The organism is Acidobacteriota bacterium, from assembly GCA_009838525.1.
GTDB lineage: Bacteria > Acidobacteriota > Vicinamibacteria > Vicinamibacterales > UBA8438 > VXRJ01.
Window position 1 is genome coordinate 99,788 of record VXRJ01000016.1, and the last position, 21,380, is coordinate 121,167.

General features: G+C 70.1%; 12 protein-coding genes. 8 read left to right on the forward strand and 4 right to left on the reverse strand.

The window, feature by feature from the left end; genetic code table 11:
* Positions 1-340: 340 nt before the first annotated feature.
* Together F4Y45_05305 and F4Y45_05310 are read right to left on the reverse strand one after the other, a co-directional pair.
* Positions 341-2,194 (reverse strand): M28 family peptidase, encoded by a 1,854-nt coding sequence (locus F4Y45_05305; protein ID MXY23923.1) that lies wholly within the window; start codon positions 2,192-2,194, stop codon positions 341-343.
* Positions 2,191-6,564, reverse strand: coding sequence for a DEAD/DEAH box helicase (locus F4Y45_05310; protein ID MXY23924.1), 4,374 nt, complete (start codon positions 6,562-6,564; stop codon positions 2,191-2,193). Before F4Y45_05310 ends, F4Y45_05305 begins: the two co-directional genes overlap by 4 nt.
* Positions 6,565-6,667: 103 nt before the next feature.
* Here F4Y45_05310 and F4Y45_05315 point away from each other — a divergent pair, with 103 nt between their 5' ends.
* Together F4Y45_05315 and F4Y45_05320 are read left to right on the forward strand one after the other, a co-directional pair.
* Complete coding sequence (locus F4Y45_05315) at positions 6,668-8,701, forward strand: PAS domain-containing protein (protein ID MXY23925.1); 2,034 nt, start codon at positions 6,668-6,670, stop codon at positions 8,699-8,701.
* A gap of 6 nt (positions 8,702-8,707) precedes the next feature.
* Positions 8,708-9,601, forward strand: a complete 894-nt coding sequence (locus F4Y45_05320; GenBank protein MXY23926.1) for a response regulator — start codon at positions 8,708-8,710, stop codon at positions 9,599-9,601.
* A gap of 23 nt (positions 9,602-9,624) precedes the next feature.
* Here the strand turns inward: F4Y45_05320 and F4Y45_05325 are convergent, their stop codons facing one another.
* Positions 9,625-12,003: a DUF349 domain-containing protein gene (locus F4Y45_05325; GenBank protein MXY23927.1), complete on the reverse strand. Its 2,379-nt coding sequence runs from the start codon at positions 12,001-12,003 to the stop codon at positions 9,625-9,627.
* A gap of 234 nt (positions 12,004-12,237) precedes the next feature.
* On the opposite strand from F4Y45_05325, the gene F4Y45_05330 reads away from it, so the two are divergent.
* From F4Y45_05330 to F4Y45_05340, 3 genes are read left to right on the forward strand one after another with little or no spacing between them, the layout of a single operon-like run.
* Positions 12,238-12,807, forward strand: coding sequence for a peptidyl-prolyl cis-trans isomerase (locus F4Y45_05330; protein ID MXY23928.1), 570 nt, complete (start codon positions 12,238-12,240; stop codon positions 12,805-12,807).
* Between the two features lie 10 nt (positions 12,808-12,817).
* Positions 12,818-13,432: a peptidyl-prolyl cis-trans isomerase gene (locus F4Y45_05335; GenBank protein MXY23929.1), complete on the forward strand. Its 615-nt coding sequence runs from the start codon at positions 12,818-12,820 to the stop codon at positions 13,430-13,432.
* 5 nt (positions 13,433-13,437) lie between these two features.
* Positions 13,438-16,269: an AMP-binding protein gene (locus tag F4Y45_05340; protein ID MXY23930.1), complete on the forward strand. Its 2,832-nt coding sequence runs from the start codon at positions 13,438-13,440 to the stop codon at positions 16,267-16,269.
* A 108-nt stretch (positions 16,270-16,377) separates the two neighbouring features.
* On the opposite strand, the gene F4Y45_05345 is transcribed toward F4Y45_05340, so the two are convergent.
* Positions 16,378-16,794, reverse strand: a complete 417-nt coding sequence (locus F4Y45_05345; protein MXY23931.1) for a hypothetical protein — start codon at positions 16,792-16,794, stop codon at positions 16,378-16,380.
* 96 nt (positions 16,795-16,890) lie between these two features.
* Here F4Y45_05345 and F4Y45_05350 point away from each other — a divergent pair, with 96 nt between their 5' ends.
* From F4Y45_05350 to F4Y45_05360, 3 genes are all read left to right on the forward strand, one after another.
* On the forward strand, positions 16,891-17,460 hold the full coding sequence (locus tag F4Y45_05350) for a porin family protein (GenBank protein ID MXY23932.1): 570 nt from the start codon (positions 16,891-16,893) through the stop codon (positions 17,458-17,460).
* Positions 17,461-17,488: 28 nt separating this feature from the next.
* Positions 17,489-18,019, forward strand: coding sequence for a hypothetical protein (locus tag F4Y45_05355; GenBank protein MXY23933.1), 531 nt, complete (start codon positions 17,489-17,491; stop codon positions 18,017-18,019).
* A gap of 115 nt (positions 18,020-18,134) precedes the next feature.
* Entirely contained in the window at positions 18,135-21,380 is a 3,246-nt protein-coding gene (locus tag F4Y45_05360; GenBank protein ID MXY23934.1) for an autotransporter domain-containing protein, read from the forward strand.

Sequence of the window (21,380 nt, forward strand, 5' to 3'; positions counted from 1 at the left end):
CGTGGGACCCGGCGGTTTGGGCGTGGGGTGAAGCCTGGCGGATAAGCGGCCGATACGATGCCTGATGCCTCAGAAGGTCTCAGGGTTCAGGGTCCGCCTCAACCACGGCATCATCCACGTCCACGCCCAACTTGCCGTCGCCACCGACTGCACCTGGCACTTCCTCTCGCCAGCCGGCAAGACGATCATCGAGATTCCGACCAGCGAAGTCCTTGGCATCAACACTGGCGCGAGCGCGTAGCGCCGTTGAGCGGAACGCACCGAGGCCCAGGCCCGGCTGGTGGGCTCAGAACGAGCGGGTGTAGCCCGCCGCGACGCGCCCCCTCGATAACGGTGGCGGCTACTCCCGCGCGCGGGGAATGAGTTGCAGCGTGACCCGTTCGCCGTCCCGGACGACGATGACTTCGGACGGCTGGCCGACGCGGAGCAGATCGAGGGCGAACATGTAGTCGTAGATGTCGCCCACCTCGCGTCCGGCGAGGCTTACGATGACGTCGCCCCCTTCGAGGCCCGCCTCCGCGGCGGGGCCGCCGGCCACGACGCCGGACAGGGCGAGGCCGTCCGTTTCCTGCGTGTAGTCGGGAATCGTGCCGGTGTAGATCCGCATCATCGCCGTGCCGCCCTGCTGTTCCTCGCGCTCCACTTCGACGAAGTCGGGCGGTTCCGGGCGGAGGGCGAGGCTGGCGGTGACCGCGGAGGCGAGGTCCACGATCTTCGCGATGCCGTCGTAGTTGAGCGTGTCCGCGTCGTCCGACGGCCGGTGGTACTCCTCGTGGGAACCGGTGAAGAAGTTCAGGCTGGGAACCCCGGCGTCATTCAGGCTGCGGACATCGGTCGGCAGGTAGGGATCGGCGACGAACGACAGGGTCAGGCCGACCGGCTCGTTCAGCTCCTCCACCAGGTCGGTCCAGATGGAGCTGCTGCCGACCGCCTGCACGTTGACGGTGTTCTCACGCAGGCGGCCCACCATGTCGAAGTTGAGGTAGGCGGCGATGTCCTCCGTCGGCACGGGAGGCCGCTCGACGAAGTCGTCGGAGCCCAGCAGGCCCAGTTCCTCCCCCGACCAGAACGCCAGAATAACGCCCCGATCCCGCTCGACATCCGCCAGCCGCTCGCCGATCGCCAGGACGGCGGCGGTGCCCGACGCGTTGTCGTCCGCGCCGTTGTGAATCTCCCCCACCTCGTCGTCGCGCGCCAGCGAATCGCCGCCCCGGCCGCGGCCCAGGTGGTCGTAGTGGGCGCCGAGCAGGAGATACGGCTTGTCGACTTCCGCATCGCGGGTCGGCGGCAGCCAGCCGATGACGTTGTGGCCGGTGCCGGGCTGGCGTTCGAGGCGGACGTCGAGTGACGCGGTGAGCGGCAGATCGAAGCCGGCGATATGCGGGTTCGCGGTGTCCAACTCGGCCTGCACCTCGGCGAGGGGACGGCCGGCGCTCTCGATGATCGCGGCGCCGAGCGCGCCGTCGACCGTCGCCGCCACCAGGCCGGCCTCGCCCATCGCGTTGTCGAAGGTGAGCGGCGCGAGTTCGCCGGCGTTGGGCGACGTCGGACCGGTGACCACGATCAGGCCGACCGCGCCGCGCTCGCGCGCCACGAACGCCTTGTTGCGGAGCCCGGCGACGCGCGACAGCTCGCCGCGCACGTCGCCCTCCGACTCCTCGGGGAAGTAGCGAAGGACCACGGCGATCTTTCCTTCGACGTCGAGGGTCGCGTAGCTGTCGTAGCTGAAGCCGTCGGCGGCCTCCGGAACCGACAGGCCGTAGCCGGCAAAGACGAGCGGCGCCTCGACGGCGGCGGTCTCGGAAAAGGCGAGCCCCCGGACGGACCGCATCCCCTCGGCGGCCGGGGCGGGCAACTCGACGGACGCGCCCTCGGCGTCGGCCAGCCCGATCGTCGTGCCGGTGTCCTCAATGCCCGCGTTGAACGGGAACTCGTGGCGATACGCGTTGTGACCCGGCAACGGCTCGGCCCCGACCGACTGCAACTGGCCGATCAGGTAGTGCGCGGCCATCTGCTCGCCCGTCGAGCCGGTGAGCCGGCCCTCGTAGTCGTCGCTCGCCAGCGTCTCGACGACCGTCCGGGTGTCGTGCGGCGGTGGCGGGCCGCAGGCGACCACCAAAACAACCAATCCAACCAGCGATCCGGTCCACGTGCGCGCTCTCATCGTTCTATCCCCCCGAGGCCCAAGGATCATTCTTGCACGGCCGCCGCGCCGGCGGCGACCGGCGCCGGCGGCAGCAGCTCGACCACCTCGCCCGAAAGGGCGCTGACCCGCGCGCCGGGCGTCACGATGCCCGCCAGGTTCATCGGGTCGGCGGCGGCGACTCGCACGCCGCGGCCCCGGTCGATCCGGCCGCCGTCGCGACGGACGATGCGAAGCAGCTCCACCGCGTCCGGGCGGGCGAACTGCTCGCCCACGAAGCCGGCGACGAAGCGGCCGCCGCGCACCTCTCCCCGCGCTTCCATCCGGCGGAGCGACGCGAGGAGATCGCGCCAGGGCGGCATCAGGGTCTCGCGGCGGACCAGGTCGCGGAAGACGACGCCCCAGCGAAGCAGCAACTGGCGCGCGAAGGCGTCCGCGCGTTCGCGTTCGGCCGGTTCCCCCGCGCCGGCCTGGAGATCCCGGCTCCCCGGCGCGAGCAACGCCCAGCGCCCGGCCGCGTGCCGGGGACGGGCGGCGCGGAAGCGACCCTCGCCACGGCGGCGTTTCGGGTTGGTCAGCGCGCGCAGGTTGTCGAATCCGTCGGCGGTCACCAGGCCGGCCGCAACCAGTTCCCAGAGCCCGTCCTCGACCTCGCTCGTCAGCCGGCCGGTCTCCTGCACGAGTTCGCGGAGGAACGACGCACCGCGTCGCTGGAGCGCATCGAGCACCGCCCGGGCGGGGTGCGAAAGGGCCGGCACATCCGGGCCGGCCGGATGGCCGCCGGGCGGAAGCAGCCATTCGAGGTCTTCCCGCAGGAAGAGCGCGACGGGCGCGACGCGGGTCGGGCGGACGCGGCGCGCCCGGCGGTTGGCCGGCTCGCGCTGCTCGTCGCCGTTCCGCGCGTCGAACGCGGGATGGGGCGACAGACGACCCCACATCACCTCGCCCGAGAGGCACAACTGATCGAGCATCTCCGGGTCGTACTTCGCCATGCGCGCGGCGAGGACGTCGCGTTCCCAGGCGGCGGCCGACACCTCGCAGCCCTGCAGTTGCTGGATCACCTGCAGCAGGCCGGACGCGCCATGCAGCCTGGTTCCGTCCGCCATGCGCTGCCAGCGCGCGAGGAAGCGGACGAGATCGGCCGACGTCACCGGCTCGATCTCGCGCCGCAGGCGGCCAAGGGTAAGGCGGTGAATCCTCGCCAGGACGCGGCGGTTGCACCACTCCGTCTCCGCCCCGTCGGCGCGGGCCGCCGCCGTGAATCGGCCGCGAAGCACCTGGCCTTCACCCTCGAGCCGGGTCAGGGCGGCGGCAATCCGATCCTCGGGAAGGGCGAGGGTGGCGGCGAGGGCGGCAGCGGTCATCGGGCCGACCGAGTCGAGCCAGCCGCGGAGGACTTCGGTCACGGCGGCGTCGACGCCGTCCGGAACCGGCTGCTCGATATCCGGAGGATCGGGGTCGGCGACGGCGCCCGGGTGGACGAGGCGCGCGGTGCGGAGGCGTTCGGTGGCGACCCAGAAGGCGGGAGGTGTGGCGCGTGCCGGCGTGGACGCCGGCGGACCCTCTGCCGGTGGACCCTCTGCCGGCCTGGAGGCCGGCGCACCATGGGCCGGCGCACCAGCGGGCGCACCGGCCGGCGCGCCGGGGGTCAGCGTCGTGGCGCGGCCGGTCTCGGCGAGCCGGGCGAACCAATCCCGCCAGCCGTCGCGCGGCGGGACCAGGACCAGCGTCAGCAGCGCGTCATGGAGCTCCTCGGGATCGCGCACGACCGGCCACGCTTCGTCCGCCACCTCCCGGATTGCCGCTTCGTCGAGCGCGCCGATCTCGCCGCCGTCGTCGCCCAGCGTCCGGCGCAACTGCACGGCGCGGGCGCGGCGCTCCTCCAGCGGCGCGTCGTCGAGGAACGCGTACGGGTTCGCGTTCAGGATCTCGTGGCCGAGCGGCGACGGCTCGGCGGTGTCGATGGCGTGGGTCGCGATGGTTCCCGCCTCGATGCCCGCCACCAGCTCGCGCAAGCCATCGATGTCCATCGCCTCGTGCAGGCAGTCGCGGATGGTCTCGTCCACCAGCGGATGCTGCGGGATCCGGATCTCGCCGCTCAGGTTCTCCGCGCACGCCACCTGGTCGGGGAAGACGGCGGCGAGCAGATCGTCGGATCGCATCCGCAGGATCGGCGGCGGCACCTTCTTGCCCCCCGCGAAGCGGAGGATGGCGAGCGCGCGCGACGCGTTCCAGCGCCAGCGCGCCCCGAACATCGGCGACGGGAGCATCGCCTGGGTCAGCACGTCCTCCACCGTCGCCGGCTGGAGGAACCGGAAGACCACCTCGAGCGGAAAACTGTGCTGCTCGGCGAGCGAGATGACGAGGCCGTTGTCGGTGGCCGCGGCCTGGAGCTCGACGTTGAAGCTGCGGCAGAAGCGTTTCCGGAGCGCCAGGCCCCAGGCGCGGTTGATGCGGGCGCCGAGCGGCGCGTGCAGCACCAGTTGCATGCCGCCGCTCTCATCGAAGAAGCGCTCGGCGACAAGAGTCCGGTTCGACGGCGTCGCGCCCAGCACACGGACACCGGCCCGGAGGTAGGCGACCGCCTGTTCGGCGCCGGGACGATCGAGACCGCACTCCCGCACCAGGAACGCGATCGCGTCATCGTCGGCGTTCGCCGCGGCGAGGCGCTCTCGGACGCGGGACACCTCGTCGGACAGCTCGCGCGTTCTCCCCGGCGCCTCCCCGAGCCAGAACGGCACGGACGGTGCGGCGCCATGCGCATCCTCCACCCGGACCCGCCCCGCCTCGACCCGGCGGATTCGCCACGACGTAGTCCCGAGCAGGAAGACGTCGCCGGCGAGACTCTCGACCGCGAAGTCCTCGTCCACGGTCCCGACCGTCGTCCCCTCCGGCTCCGCCACGACCTGGTAGTTGGCGTTGTCGGGAATCGCGCCGCCCGAGGTGATGGCCGCCAGCCGCGCGCCCCGCCGCCCGCGGACGACGCCGTTGACCCGATCGCGGTGCAGCCACGCCCCGTTCCGGCCGCGCGACGACGCGATGCCGTCCGACAGCATCGCCACCACCTCGTCGAAGATGTCGCGCGGCAGGTCCCGGTAGGGGTAGGCGCTCCGCACCAGGTCGAACAGCTCGTCCTCGTCCCAGTCGCCGGTCGCCGCCGCGGCGACGATCTGCTGCGCCAGCACGTCGCGCGGCCAGGGCATCACCGTCCGCTCGTCCAGCAGGCCGCTCCGGATGGCCCGGACCAGCGCCGCGCACTCGACCAGCTCGTCGCGTGTCGCCGGGAAGAAGCGCCCCTTCGGAATGAACGTCCGGTCCACCTTGTGGCCGGAACGCCCGATCCGCTGCAGCGCGACCGCGATCGAGCGGGGCGTGCCGATCTGGCAGACCAGGTCGACCGATCCGACATCGATGCCGAGCTCGAGCGACGCCGTGGCGACGATGGCGCGAAGCCGACCCTCCTTGAGCGCGGCTTCGGCCGCCTGGCGCAAACGGCGCGACAGGCTGCCGTGATGCGACAGCACCGCGTCGTCGCCCAGGCGCTCCGCCAGTTGATGCGCGACGCGCTCGGCCAGGCGCCGCGTGTTGACGAAGACGATCGTCGTGCGGTGCGAGAGGATCAGCTCCGCGATCCGGTCGTAGATCTCGCCCCACATCCCGGTCGTGGCAACCGCCCCCAGCTCTTCCTCCGGCACCTCGACGGCAAGATCGAGCTCGCGGCGGTGGCCGGAATCGACGATTGCCGTCTCGCCTCCGTCAACCTCCCCGGTCAGGAAGGACGCCACCTCGATGATCGGCTTGACGGTCGCCGACAGGCCGATCCGCTGCGGCCGCGAGCCCCCGGCCTCCCGCACCAGGCAGTCGAGCCGCGCCAGGCTGACCGCGAGATGCGCACCCCGCTTGTCGTCCAGCACGGCGTGGATCTCGTCGACGATGACCGTCGCCGCCGTCGAGAGCATCTTCCGGCTGCGTTCCGCCGTCAGCAGGATGAAGAGCGACTCGGGGGTCGTCACCAGAATGTGCGGCGGCCGGCGCACCATCTGTTCGCGCTCCCAGGCCGGCGTATCGCCGGTCCGGATGGCGGTGCGGATCTCCGCCAGCTCGGCCCCGGAGGCCTCCGCCAGCTCACCCAGCTCCTTGAGCGGCTCCTGGAGGTTCCGATGGATGTCGTTGCTCAGCGCCTTGAGCGGCGAGACGTAGACGACCGAGGTCCGATCGTCCAGATGTCCATCGAGCCCGTCCGACACCAGCCGATCGATGCAGCTCAGGAACGCGGCCAGCGTCTTGCCCGAGCCGGTCGGGGCCGAGATCAGCAGGTCGCCCCCCTCCCGGATCAGCGGCCACGCCTCCGCCTGGGCCGGCGTGGCCTGCCCGAACTTCCCCCTGAACCAGTCGGCCGTCAGCGAACAGAAGCCGTCCATCGCGCTCCCAACAGTCTACGCCCGGCCGCCCGCCCCGGTCCCGTCGGGCCGGAACGGGAGCCGCCACGCCGGAACGGGAGTAGGATGAAAGCGCGCCGGAACGATGGCCATGCCGGGCACCGACCACTATCTCAAGACCGAGCTGTACGAGCTGGTCCGGAAGGACCCGGCGATCTTCGAGTTCCTGCAGGCGGGCTCGCTCGACGGGATCTGGTACTGGGACGTCGAGCGGCAGGAGCAGGAGTGGATGAGCCCGCGGTTCAAGGAGGTCTTCGGCTACCGGGACGACGAGATCCCGAACACGCCGGACTGGTGGCAGGCGAACATCCACCCCGACGATCTCGCGGTCGCGCTCGACAACTTCGGGAAGCACCTGAAGGACCCGAGCCATCCCTACGATCAGATCGTCCGGTACCGCCACCGCGACGGCGGCACCGTCTGGGTCCGGTGCCGCGGCCTCGCCATCCGGGACGACGACGGGAAGCCGATCCGCCTCCTCGGCTGTCACACCGACGTCACCGCGCTGAAGCGGGCCGAAGAGGACCTGCGGCGGCAGGCGAACGAGCTGCGGGAGGCGCGCGACAGCGCGGAGCACGCGAACCGGGCCAAGAGCACGTTCCTCGCGAACGTCAGCCACGAGATCCGGACCCCCCTCAACGCCGTGATCGGAAGCGCGGAATTGCTCGGCGAGACCGACCTGACAGCCGATCAGCAGCGCCACGTAGAGGCGATCCACGTCTCCGCCGAGGCCTTGCTCGACATCATCAACGACATCCTCGATTTCTCGAAGCTGGAGGCGGGCCGGATAGAGGCGGATCCCTCTCCCTTCCGGCTCCGGGAGCGGATCGAAGCGTGGGTCCGCTCCCTCGCGCCCCGGCTGCACGAAAAGCCGGTCAGGCTCGTCACCGAGGTCGCCCCTGACGTGCCCGACGCCCTCGTCGGCGACGAGCGCCTGCTGCGGCAGGTGCTGGCGAACCTGCTCTCGAACGCGATGAAGTTCACCGCGGCCGGGCGAATCGCCCTGCGGGTCCGGATCGAGGCGCGCGACGGCGACGACGTTGCGCTCCGGTTCGAGGTGGAGGACACCGGGATCGGCATCCCGCCGGAGAAGCAGCAGGTGATCTTCGAGGAGTTCGTGCAGGGAGACGCCTCGATCACCCGTCACTACGGGGGCACCGGACTCGGTCTGGCCATCGCGGCGCGCCTCGTCGACGTGCTGGACGGCAGGATCGGGCTCGTGAGCCAACCGGACGAGGGCAGCACCTTCCACTTCACGGCGCGCTTCGTGCAGCCGGCGTTCGAGGCCGCCGGCGTCGACGCCGGCGCCGAGCCCGTCAGCGAGGCGGCGGTCCTCGGACCGTTGCGCATCCTCGTCGTGGAGGACAGCGTCGCCAATCAGCAGGTGGCAATCGGGATGCTGGAGAAACGCGGCCATACCGTCGACGTGGCCGCCAGCGGCGCGGCCGCGGTGGAAGCGACGTCGGACGCGTCCTACGACGTCGTCCTGATGGACCTGCAGATGCCCGGGATGGACGGCTACGAGGCGACGCGCCGCATCCGGGGGCGCGAGGCGGCGGACGGCGCGGCTCCGATGGCGATCGTCGCGCTGACCGCCCGGGCGTCGCGCGGCAGCGAGGCCTACTGCCTGAACTCCGGTTTCGACGGCTATCTGCTCAAGCCCTACCGGTCACGCGAGTTGCTGGACGTGATAGCCGCGGCGGTGGGGATCGAGCGCGTGGCGGCACCCGCCGATGGCGGCGCCGAGGCCGACACGCGACCCGCTGCCGCCCCCGAGCCCGGCGCACGACTCGACTGGAAGGCTGCCCTCGACGCGGTCGACGGCGACAGCGAGTTGCTACGAAGGGTGATCGGCGGCTACCTTGGGCAGCAGACGGCCCTGGTCGACGAGCTGCGCGCCGCCCTCACCGGGAACGACCCGGCGGTCGCGCGGCGGGCAGCGCACACGATCGCCGGATCGCTCCGCCTGTTCGAGGAAGCGCGCGTCGTTGCGCTCGCCCACGAACTGGAGGATCGGGCGCGCGACGGCGACCTGGAAGGCGCGGTCCGCGTCTGGACCAGCCTTGAACCGGAACTGAACGCGGTGGAGACGGAACTGAGGGCCTGGATCGGAGACTGAAAAACGGTGGCGACCATCCTGGTAGTGGACGACTCGGCGGCCGACAGGACACTGGTCCAGCATCTGCTCGAGAAGCAGTCGTGGGACGTGCTGCAGGCGGAGCACGGAAAGTCGGCCCTCGCGCGGATGGCCGAGGCCGAGGTCGACCTGGTGCTCACCGACCTGGTCATGCCGGAGATGGACGGCCTCGCCTTCGTGGAGCGGGCGTCGGCAGACCATCCGCTCGTGCCGGTCGTGCTGATGACCGCTCGGGGCAGCGAGGAAATCGCCGTCAAGGCGCTCGAAGCGGGCGCGTCGAGCTACGTGCCGAAGAAACTGCTCGCGCGGGATCTGCTCGAGGTAGTGGAACGGATCCTCGAGACCTCGCGCGAGCGGCGCAGCTACAAGCGGCTGCTGGGCCATCTGCAGAACGCATCTTTCGTCCTGGAGAACGACCTCGGCCTGATCACCTCGCTCGTCAGCTATCTGACCGGCATCCTGCGCGACTCCGGGATGTTCAACGAAACGGATTGCCACGGCGTTTCGACCGCACTCGACGAGGCGCTTACGAACGCCTACTTCCACGGCAACCTGGACGTGTCGTCCCAGATCCGGGAACACGACCCGCGCGCCTACCGCGCGCTCGCGGAGGAACGCCGGCGCCTCGCGCCGTACCGCGACCGGCGCATCACCGTTCGTGTCACGCTGAACGAGGACGACGTGCGCTTCGTCATCGCGGACGAGGGGCAGGGCTTCGATGTCGACGCGGTGCCGGATCCGACGCTGCCGGAGAACCTCATTCAGCCGAGCGGCCGGGGCATCTTTCTGATGCGGACCTTCCTCGACGAGGTCGACTACAACGACGCCGGGAACGAAGTGACGCTGCTGAAACGCCGGCCGGCGCCGCAACCGCAGGACTGACGCCGCCCGTCACTAGCTGCCGGCTACGCCTGGAACACCTGGTTGCACGCCCGCTGGAACCGGCGGTCCAGCGCCGAGGCATCCTTGCCGCGAATGGACCCGAGCTGGCGCCGCGCCGCCACGAGGCGCTTGACTTCGTCGCGCGCCGCGCGCTGGCGAGCCGCGCTGTCGTCTCTCCGTCCCATCGTGTTGGATGCCATCCGCTCGCGCCACTGCCGCGCCAGCATCTCGGCGGGCGACTCGCGGGAGGCATCCGCCGGCGGCAACTGGTCCTCCGGCAGCAGCTTCTCGGCCCGCTCGCACAGCTCCGACAGCCGAGCCAGTTGCTGCTCGCGATCGGCGGCGGGCGGCGTCGAGCGCTCGCCGTCCGCCGGACGCGCTCGGTCCTTCCCGCTCTCCCGCTGGCGCTCCTTGTGGCGGTCGAACAGCGCGTCGCACGCGGCCCGGAAACGCTTCCAGATCGCGTCCGAACGCGATCGCTTCACGGGGCCGACCGACTTCCATTCGGCCTGGGCCTGCTTGGCGTCGTTGATGGCGGCGGCCAGATCGTCGGCGTCCGCGAGCGCTTCTATTCGCTCGCACAGGGCCACCTTGCTGGCGTAGTTGTCCGCCCAGACCTGCTTGCGCTCGGTCAGGTTCGCCTTGCGCCGCTCGAAGAAGGTCCCGTTGGCCTCGCGGAACCGGTCCCAGAGCTTCCGCTGCGCCTTGTACGGCGCCGAACCAAGCGCCTTCCATTCCTTCTGCAGCACGGCCATCCGCTCGACCGTCTTCAGCCAGTCGGTCGACTCCGCCAGCCGCTCCGCCTCCTCCACGAGCTCGCGGCGGCGTTTCAGGTTCTTCGCCTGCTCCTCCTTCCGGGCCGCGAAGTACGACTCGCAGCGCGGGTAGACCTTGTCGTGCGCCGCCTTGAAACGCTCCCACAGCTCCTGGCCGCGGGCCTTCGGCACGTCCGCCGCCTGCCGCCAGCGTTTCATGATGTCCGAGAAGGTGCCCGCCAGCGCGGCGTCGTCCTTCGCCGACCCGTCGTCCGACGCCAGCGCTTCCATCTCCCGGCAGAGCGTCTCCTGGACGCCGAGGTTGGCCCACTGCTGCCAGTCGGCGAACTCCCGGAGCTCGCGGACCGTCACCGTCAGCTTGGTGACGCGCGCCTTGAGCTTTCGCGTGATCGATTCCCGGTCATGCCGCGACGGCAACGGCGGCATCTCCTTGAGCGCCTGCCGCGCCTCCCGGAGCAGCCGCTCCGCCTCGCCGAGCGATACGCCCTTGTCGCCCGCCATGACCGTCGCGACCCGATCGAGCAACGTCTCGAGCTGCGTCAGGTTGTCGCGCGCCGCCTTCTTGCGCGCCGCCTTCGCCTCCGCCGCTTCCAGCCTGGCCTGCTCCGCTTCCCGCTCGCGCTTCTCCGCTTCCGCCGCTGCCGCCTGCCGCCGCGCTTCTATGGCCTCCGCTTCCGCCTCCGCCTCGGCCGCCGCGGCGGCCGCCTGCTGCTCCGCCGCGCGCTGCGCCTCGACGGCAGTCTGGTCGAGGGCAAGCAGTCGATCCTCGGCTGCGGTACGGGCCTCGGCGAAGCGCGCGCCGACCTCCGGGGCGACCGGCCCGTCCAGGCTCGACCACGTCTCCAGAATCGCGTCGAGGTCGCTACGCCCCTGTTCCAGATCCGTCGTGGAATCGGCGAGTGCTTCCAGTCGCTCGCACTCGGAGACCCCCACGTCCGGATCCGGTTCCGGCTCGGCCGGCGTCTCCGGCTCTTCGGGTTCGGCCCGGGCCGCGAGTTGCGCGCGAGCCCACCGGGCCGACGCCTTGCTGTGAGCGGTCCGGACGATCACGTCGAGGGTGGCCTCGTCGATCGTCTCCGCCGACAGCCGCTCGCACGCCGCGAGCGCGGGCCCTTTGAACTCCGCCTTGACGGCGACCGCCAGCAGTTCGTCCCGGCTGGCGATCCGGGCGACGGCGTCGACGGCCAGGTCGGTCCGCTCCACTCCGCGCGCTATCGCCCCGAGCGTCGCCTCGTCATTCACCCGTTCAAGCGCCGCCCGCGCCACTACCTCCGACTTCGCCGCCCGCGCTATCCGGGCACGATCCTGCTCGTCGGTCAACACGTCAAACGCGTCGGTCATGTCGATGTCGTCGGCCGCCTCCACCAATGTCTCCCGCACGCCTTCCACCGCCTCGGCCCGCGCCGCCGCATCGTCACCCGGATCCTGAAGGAACCTGACGAGGGTCCGGAGATTGGGCATCTGCTCCACGGCGGCCAGACGTACCTCGGGAGCGGGATCCTCGCGGGCGATCTCGATCAGCAGATCGACCGCGTCGTCGTCCAGACCGCGTACCGCCTCGATCCGTCCGGAGGGGTCCGCACTCTGCCACGCCGGCTGCGACCGAAGTCGTTCAAGCAGCTTCATCGAACGGGCTGGGTGGACAGGTCCCGGTGGATTATGCATACTCGGGGCCAGTTTCAGAGTGGCCGCGGATCGGGACGAGAATGCCGCAAACAGCCCATTTTACTTGGATCGAGGCAGAGATCACCCTCCGGACTCCGGATGCCATCCCGGTCATTTGGATCTTGAATTCAGGATCTTGAACACTCCGGACACCGTAGGGACGCGGTCACGAACGGCCGCAAAGGAGCAGGACCGATGTCGTTTCGCAACGCACTCATGGGCGGGATGTTGAGCATGATGATGATGGTACCCGGGCAGGCGGCGGCGCAGAATCCGGTCGTGGTGATGGAGACCAGCATGGGCAACATCACGATCGAGCTTCTTCAGGAGCAGGCGCCGATCACGGTGGAGAACTTTCTTCAGTACGTCGACGACGGTTTCTATTCCGGAACCGTGTTCCATCGGGTGATCGAGGGCTTCATGATTCAGGGAGGCGGGTTGACCGCGAACCTCAGCGAGAAGCAGACCCGCGCGCCCATCAGGAACGAAGCGGACAACGGCGTCAGCAACGACCGCGGAACCATTTCCATGGCGCGTACCAACGTGGTCGACAGCGCGACCGCGCAGTTCTTCATCAACACCGTCAACAACGCCCGCAGCCTCGACCATCAGGGCCAGCAGAACTTCGGTTACGCCGTCTTCGGCCGCGTGACGGAGGGCATGGACGTGGTGGACGCGATCGCCGGCGTCAACACGGGACGGCAGGGACCGCACCAGAATGTCCCCGTCGAGACGATCACCATCACGGCCGTCTCGCGACAGTAGGCGGATCCGAATGAAGCGTACCGGGCGGCCCCGTTCGATCGTCGCTGTCGTCTGCCTTCTTGCCGTGCTTGCCGTCGCCGGCCCCGCGCCGGCGGCGGCGCAGGACGCGCCTCCCAACCCGCACGTCGTCGTCGAGACCACGATGGGCGACTTCACCATCGAGCTGCTGCGGCCCGACGCGCCGGCGTCCGTCACCAACTTCCTCACCTACGTGCAGGATGGCTTCTATGACGGCCTGGTCTTCCACCGCGTCATCCGCGACGTGATCATTCAGGGCGGGGGGTTCCTGGAGGATCTGACGCCGAGGGTCGAGGGTCTTCGGGGCCCCATCCTCAACGAGGCCACCAACCGCATGCAGAACCGGCGTGGAACGGTTGCCATGGCGCGCCTCGGCGAGCCGAATTCCGCCCGCGCGCAATTCTTCGTCAACGTCAACCACAACGGTTCGTTCGATCACCGCGACCTGACGGCCCGAGGCTATGGCTACGCCGTCTTCGGACGGATCGTTGACGGAATGGACGTGGTGGACGATATCTCGCGCGTCCGGACGACACGGGTCGATCGCATGGACGACGTCCCGCGCGATCCGGTCATCATCAAGACCATTCGCCGCGTCGAGCCCTGACGAACGTGGACGCCGGCGCAAGCGTAGAGGAACGCGTCCTCGACGTCATTGCGGAGCTGGCGGGTGAGTTGCGCGGCGGCGCGGACGGCGGCGCCATCGATGTCAAGCGCGGCGACTCCCTCGAGACCGACCTCGGGATCAGCAGCCTCGAACGGGTCGAGCTGCTGATCCGCCTGGAACGGAGTTTCGGCGTCCGCCTGGGCGACGACGCCATGATGGAGGCGGAGACGCCGGCCGACCTGGCGGCGGCGATCGCCGCGGCGGCAGCCACGCCCGCCGCCGCGAGGACGACGCCCTCCGAGGTGAGCGCCTCGAGGACGGAAGCGGCTGGCGCGGCGGCCGTCGAGGCGACCGTCGCCACACCCTCGACGGACGGCCCGCCGGTACATGCGCGCTCGATCGTCGAGGCGCTCGCCTGGCATGTCGAGCGGACCCCCGACCGCGTCCACATCCACCTGCGCGAGGACGACGGCAGCGAAACCCCGCTGACCTACGCCTGGCTGTGGGACGAGGCGCGCGCGGTGGCGGGCGGCCTGGCGGCGCGCGGCCTGGGACGCGGCGACCGCGTCGCCCTCATGCTCCGGACCGAGCGCGCCTTCTTTCCCATCTTCATCGGCACGCTGATGGCGGGCTGCGTCCCCGCTCCGCTCTATCCGCCGTTCCGCGCCGACCGGATCGAGGAATACGCCTCGCGGCAGGTGGCGATCCTGCGCAACGCGGGCGCGCGCCTGCTCGTGGCGTTCCCGGAGGTGCAGCGAGTGGCGGGCCTCCTGAAACAGCGGGCGCCTTCCCTCGAGGCCATCGTCGGCACGGACGCGCTCGGCGGTGAGGCGCGGCGGCCGGCGACGGCGACGGGGGACGACGCGGCGCTCATTCAGTACACGTCCGGCAGCACCGGGGAACCGAAGGGCGTGCTGCTCACGAACGCCAACCTGCTGGCCAATATCCGCGCCATCATCGAGCGCCTCGACTTCCGCGCGCACGACGTCGGCGTGAGCTGGCTGCCCCTCTACCACGACATGGGGCTGATCGGCGCCTGGCTCGGCACGCTCTACACCGGCGCGCCGCTCGCGCTGATGTCGCCGCTCGCTTTCCTTTCCCGGCCGGTGCGATGGCTGCAGGCGCTCTCCACCCACCGCGGCACCGTCTCGCCGGCGCCCAACTTCGCGTACGACCTCTGCGTGTCACGGATTTCGGACGACGAGCTAGAGGGGCTGGATCTGCGCTCGGTCCGCACGCTGCTCAACGGATCCGAGGCGGTGTCGCCCGATACGTTGCGGCGCTTCAACGAACGGTTCGCGCCGTACGGACTCGATCCGACCGCCATGCAGCCCGTCTACGGCCTTGCCGAATGCTCCGTCGGCCTGGCGACGCCGACCATGGGGACGCCGTTCCGGATCGACCGGATCGACCGGGAACGCTACGAGTCGTCGGCCGAGGCGGCGCCAGCGGCGGCCGACGACGCCCACGCCCTGGAGTTCGTCTCCTGCGGCCGGGCCCTGGATGGTCACGACATGGCAGTGGTGGACGATGCGAACGTCCCGGTGCCGGAGCGCCGACGCGGCCGGATCCGCTTTCGCGGTCCGTCGGCGACCAGCGGCTACTTCCGCAATCCCGAGGCGACGGGCGCGCTGATCGGCAGCGACGGCTGGCTCGAGACCGGCGACCTGGGCTACCTCGCGGACGGCGATCTCTTCATCACCGGCCGTTCGAAGGACCTCATCATCAAGGCGGGACGCAACCTCGCCCCGCCCGAAGCGGAAGAGCTGGCCAGCGCGGTCGACGGCATCCGGGCCGGCTGCGTCGCCGCTTTCGGCGTGCGCGACGAGACGCGCGGCACCGAACAGTTCGTCATCATCGCGGAGACGCGCGTCACCGAGGCCAAGGCGCGCACCGGACTCCGCCAGGCGGTGAACCGCGCCATCACCGGCGCGATGGGCGTCGCCCCGGATCGCATCGTGCTTGCCCCGCCCGGATCGGTCCTCAAGACGTCGAGCGGCAAGATCCGCCGCGGCGCGACGCGCGACGCCTGGGTCAGCGGAGCGATCGACCGCGGCCAAGCCAACATGGCGGCTCAGTGGATCCGCCTCGGGGCCGCCGCGGCGGGCGCGATGGCGGCCCGGCAGACCGCCCGGGCCGCGCGCCTGCTCTTCAGCGTCTACGCCTACACCGTCGTCTTCGGCACCGCCATCCCCGCCTCCGTTCTCCTGCGGTTCTGGCCGCAGGGCGGGCAATCAGACGCGCTCGTCGGCCGCTGGACGCGCCTGGTCATGGCGCTCGGACGGTGCCCCATCGAGGTCGTGATGCCGGAGCGCGGGTCCATCGAGCCGCCCGTCGTCTTCGTCGCCAATCACGCCAGCTTCCTCGATCCGCCGGTGATGATGGCGACTCTGCCGTTCGGCGCCCGCTTCGCGGCCAAGGCGAAGCTGGCGCGCTATCCGCTCGTCGGCCTCGCGATTCGCAAGGGCAGCCACATCCGCCTGCACAAGACGGATCAGGCCCAGCGCATCGAGGAGGCGTCCAGCATGGGCGCGCCGCTCGACGCCGGCGAGGCGCTCTTCATCTTCCCCGAGGGAACCTTCGACCGGGCCCCACGTCTACTCCCGTTCCGGCTCGGCGCCTTCCGCGCCGCCGTCGACGCCGGCTGCCCCATCGTCCCCGTCGCCATCCGCGGCACCCGGCACATCTGGCCCGCCGACACGCTGCTGCTCCGTCCCGGCCCGATCACCGTCACCTTCGGCGAACCCATCCACCCGAAGGGAACCGACTGGTCGGAAATCGTGCGCCTGCGCGACGAGGCGCGAGCCTTCATCTCCACGCACTGCGGCGAGCCCTAGCCGGTGCGCCGGCGTCCACGCCGGCACTAGCCGAGCTACCAGGAGTCCGCGGGCACGCTCCGGCCCCGGAACGCCTCCGCCAACGTGATCCGCCGCCGACGCCTGCGATCAAGGAACCCACTCATGCCGTTCTCCACCCCGGCTGTCCAGATCCCTTGGGTCTGGCAGTGCCCCGTGCCGAAGGAACGCGCCCGGCGCGAATACCAACGCATTCATCCGAATCGGACGGATAGGTGACAGGACCCAGGTCCTGTCGAGGAATCGTTCTGGCTCGTCCACCCACGCCGGCGGTTCGTGCCCGTGAAGTCGTGCCACGTGCTCCACCACCGCAGCCAGGAGCGCGTCCCACTTCGTGTGCGTCAATGGCACGCGCTCCGCCAGCGCTTCCCGTTGCTCCGCCTCGCTGCAGGCATGGAATCCCCGCGGCAAGCCGTGCACGACCATCCGATAGATGTCCGTTTCCGGCCAGCCCTCCGCGACTCCCTTGATGTAGTTCGACAACGAGAAACGCAGTGTTCCGCTCATCGTTAACAGAGTACCCCGAGCACCCTTGAGGAGCGCGGCGGCGTGAGCCGAATTCTCCCCCGATTGCGCACCACCAGACAGAGGGAGGAAACACCGATGCGGAGCTCACCGATCGCCCTGTCTGCCGTCGCCGCCACCCTGGCGCTTGCCGTCCTCGCCCCGTGGCCGGCCAACGGTCAAGCCCGGACCGCCGACGTCCGGGTCGCGTGGGGCTACAACTACGGCCTGGACGACACGCCACCTCACGGCCTGGTCGGCGGTCTCTCGGCCACCGTCCCGGTCACGGATCACCTTCGTGTCGGCGGCGAAGTCCAGAAGGTAAACCAGTTCGGCCCCTACAACGACTACCAGAGCCGCGCGCTGCTCGCGCGTGCCCTCGTCGAGTACGAACTGCTCCCGGGCCGGCGGTTCAACCCCTACTGGATGGTCGGCGCCGGCCCCACGCAATACCGCACGCGCTATCCGGTCGGTTACGTCTACGACGAGGCCCTCGGCGACTACATCCCGACGGACGCCTTCGAATGGGACGTGCAACACCGCTTCCATTTCACCGGGGGCATCGGCCTCCGCGCCTACGTCAGCGACCACGTCTTCGTGAATCCCGAGCTCCGTTTCGGTGTCCTTCCGCTCGTTCAGGGAACCGTCGCCCTTGGCGTCTCGTTCTGAGAGCGCCGCCCGACAGGAGAGCAGAACCATGAGACCTGCACGCATTCCGATACGCATTGCCGTCCTGCTGGCACTGATCACGACGCTGACCGGCTGCGCGACGCTGCGGCCGGCGACACTGCCGCAACCCGCTCCCGACAACGCCCCCGACCTGACCCGCTGGGAACGCGTGCTGGTGCTGACTCCGGGTTCCCGCATCCGCGTCGAACTGGACACGGGCGGGTGGATGCGGGCCCGCTACCGCGATGCGGACGCCGAGACGCTGACCGTGATCGACGGGACGCGGTCGACCGTGCTGCAGCGGGCGGGCGTGAAGCGCGTGCGGCTGGTCGCCACCCGCGCCGGCGAGTTCAGCATGTGGGGTCTGGGCGTGGGCAGCGCGGCCGGCGCCGTCCTGGGCATGCTTGTCGACGAGCGCGGCGCTGACACGGTGGCGTTCACCACTCCGTGGTTCGGAGGCGTCGGCGCCGCGGCAGGCGCGCTTCTGGGACTGACGCCATTGGAGACGACCGTCTACGAGGCGCGAGCCTTCATCTCGACGCACTGCGGCGGGCCCTAGTTGCCAGCCCGCTACCGGTTTTTCCTTCTACTACCACCGTGACGGCATTGTCGATGCGGTGCGATACTTCCCGCGCGATTCTCTCGCATTGTTCGGTCTCGGTTGATTCTCCCACTTGCAGAGGCGTACTGATGCTCCTGTATCGGGGCATGAACACGAACGGTTGCCGGCGGCGCGACCCTGTCGCCGGCAGCGGGACGCACCGGCGGGTTCTCTGGCGTCCGCCGGAGTCCTCTGCGCCGCGCTGTGCGTCGCGGTGCTCGGCAGCGGAGGCGCCGCGTTTGCGCAAACCACCACCGACATCTGGACGGCGACTCTGACCGTCGGATCCTCGACTACGGACCCGGCCCTTCTCGGTTGGTCCTACTATGCGGATGAGTTCGATAACGACAACCTCACCGACCGGGATTTCCGGTATGCCGGTGATGACTGGCGGTTGTCGGACTTGACGCTATCGTCGACAGATTCGAAGCTCCTGTTGGACTTCATTCGACCCGGCACCAGTCCTGGCGTTCTGACCTCGCTGGTCTTGCACATCGGCAGAGACACCTTCGACCTGGGCCGGGTGGACAAGGACAATTATCCGGACGCCAGATTTCATTGGTTCAACACGGGCTTGAGCTGGTCCGCCGGCGACACCTACGTGGTGAAGTTGACCGAGACAACGGACTCCCACCCTGAACCGCCGACGCTGTCGATCGACGATGCCGCACCCGTGACCGAAGGCCAGCCGGCGGAGTTCACCGTACGACTGAGCGCACCGAGCGGGACGGCGGTGACGGTGTCGTACGCGACGGTGGACGGCACCGCCGCGGCCGGCTCGGACTACGCCGCTACGTCGGGGACGCTGCGCTTCGAACCGGGAGAGACGTCGCAGACGATCACGGTGACGACGCTCGACGATAGCGACTCAGAGGTGGATGAGACGTTCACGTTGACGCTGAGCGCCGCCTCGGGCGCGACAATTGCGGACGGGACCGGCGTGGGGACGATCGCCGACAACGAGCCGCCCACGCTGTCGATCGACGATGCCGCGCCGGTGACCGAAGGCGAGCCGGCGGAGTTCACCGTACGGCTGAGCAGAACGAACGGGGCGGCGGTCTCGTTGACGTACACGACAGTGGACGGCACGGCCGCGGCCGGCTGGGACTACACCGCTACGTCGGGGACGCTGCGCTTCGAACCGGGAGAGACGTCGCAGACCATCACGGTGACGACGCTCGACGATGGCGATCCGGAGGCGGATGAGACGTTCACGTTGACGCTCAGCGCCGCCTCGGGCGCGACGATTGCGGGCGGGACCGGCATGGGGACGATCACCGACAACGAGCCACCGACGCTGTCGATCGACGATGCCGCGCCGGTGACCGAAGGTGAGCCGGCGGAGTTCGCCGTACGGCTGAACAGAACGAACGGGGCCGCGGTCTCGGTGTCGTACGCGACGATGGACGACACGGCTGCGGCCGGCGCGGACTACACCGCCGCGTCGGGGATGCTCCGCTTCGAACCGGGGGAAACGTCGCAGACGATCACGGTCACGACGCTCGACGACGACGAGTCGGAGGTGGATGAGACGTTCACGTTGGCCCTGAGCGCGGCCTCGGGCGCGACGATTGCGGGCGGGACCGGCGTGGGGACGATCATCGACAACGAGCCGCCTACCCTGTCGATCGACGATGCCGCGCCGGTGACCGAGGGCGAGCCGGCGGAGTTCACGGTACGACTGAGCAAGACGAGTGAGGCTGCGGTCTCGGTGTCGTACGCGACGGTGGACGGCACGGCCGCGGCGGGCGCGGACTACACCGCCGCGTCGGGGATGCTCCGCTTCGAGCCGGGGGAAACGACCCGCGCGGTCGTCGTGACGACAGTGGTCGACGATCTGCTGGAGAGCGCCGAAGAGTTCACGGTGGAGCTGAATTCGCCGTCGGGTGCGACGATCGCGGACGCCTCGGGGACGGGCGCCATCAGCGACGACCCGGCGCGGCGCACCGAACTGGTCAGCCAGGTCATCCTGCCGGAGATGGGGCGGGCGTTGGCCTTCTCCGCGGTCAGGTGTCGCATCGATGAGGAGGTTGGGCGACGTCCCCCTCCCCGGCGCGGATCGGTGGCGCCGTGGCCCGACCTGTCGTTCCTTGCCGAGCAGCGTCCGGGCCGGCGCGACGCGACGGGGACGCGCCAACCGACACTGGAGCAGGCGTTCGACGGCTCGCTGTTCCTGACGCAATCGCAGGAAGAGGACAGTGGCGGACGTTTCGCGGCGTGGGGGTGCGCCGACTACCAGAACCTGAGCGGTGGCAGCGGCCCCGGGAGCGTCAACTGGAACGGCGACGTGTCGAGCTGGCAGGCGGGGGCCGACGCGCGGATCAGCCCCGACCTTCTGGCCGGCGTCTCCGTGTCCCGGTCGCGGGGCTCGTTCGACTACCACGGCGCTGGCCGGAGCCGGGAGGGCGCCGCCAGCTACGAGATGAAGCTGACCGGTCTCCATCCCTACCTGGCCTGGTCCGTCTCACCGGATCTGGACGTGTGGGGAACGGCCGGCCACGCCTGGGGGCGGCTCCTGATCGTGGACGAGCAGGCGGGAGAGGTCCATGCGAGCCCAACCACGCTGGACTCGGGGATGATGGGCGTGAACGGCCGCATACTGTCGCGCGGGGCGACGACGTTGAGGTTGAAGAGCGAATGGGCATTGGCGCAGATGGACGTCGCCCGCGACCCCGCGACGTTCGACCTGGCAACGATGAACATGCGGCGGCTGCGGCTGGGCACCGAAGTCAATCGCGAGCACGTGTACGCCTCCGGCGTGTCACTGACTCCCTGGGGGGAGCTGGGCCTGCGCCATGACGGGGGCGACGGGGAGACCGGCGCCGGGCTGGAACTGGGCGGCGGACTCCGCTACCTGAATCGCGAGGCTGGCCTGAGCGCGGAAAGCTACGGCCGCTGGCTCACCGCGCGCAGGGGCACGCTCCGGGAATGGGGCTTTGGCGCGCTGGTCCGTTTCGCACCCGGGAGCGGTGGCCTCGGCCCGTCGGTGAGCCTGATACCGTCCTGGGGTGAGACCGCAAGCGGCGTGCGGCGTCTGTGGGAACGCGGGGCTACCGACCCGCTGCTCTACGACACGCCGGGCGCGCGTCTGGAAGCGCAGTTCGAGTACGGCTTCACGCCGCCGTTCGAAAAGGAAGGCGTGCTCTCGCTCTACGGCGGCGTCAGCCTGGTCCACGAGGCGGCGCAGGACTACCGGCTGGGAGCCCGCCTTGCGGTGGGACGGGCCGTATCCGTGAACCTCGAGGCGGAACGCAGGGAACACGTCGCCGCCATGAAGGTCCACGCACTCACGCTGCGCGGCACCGTGCACCTCCCATAG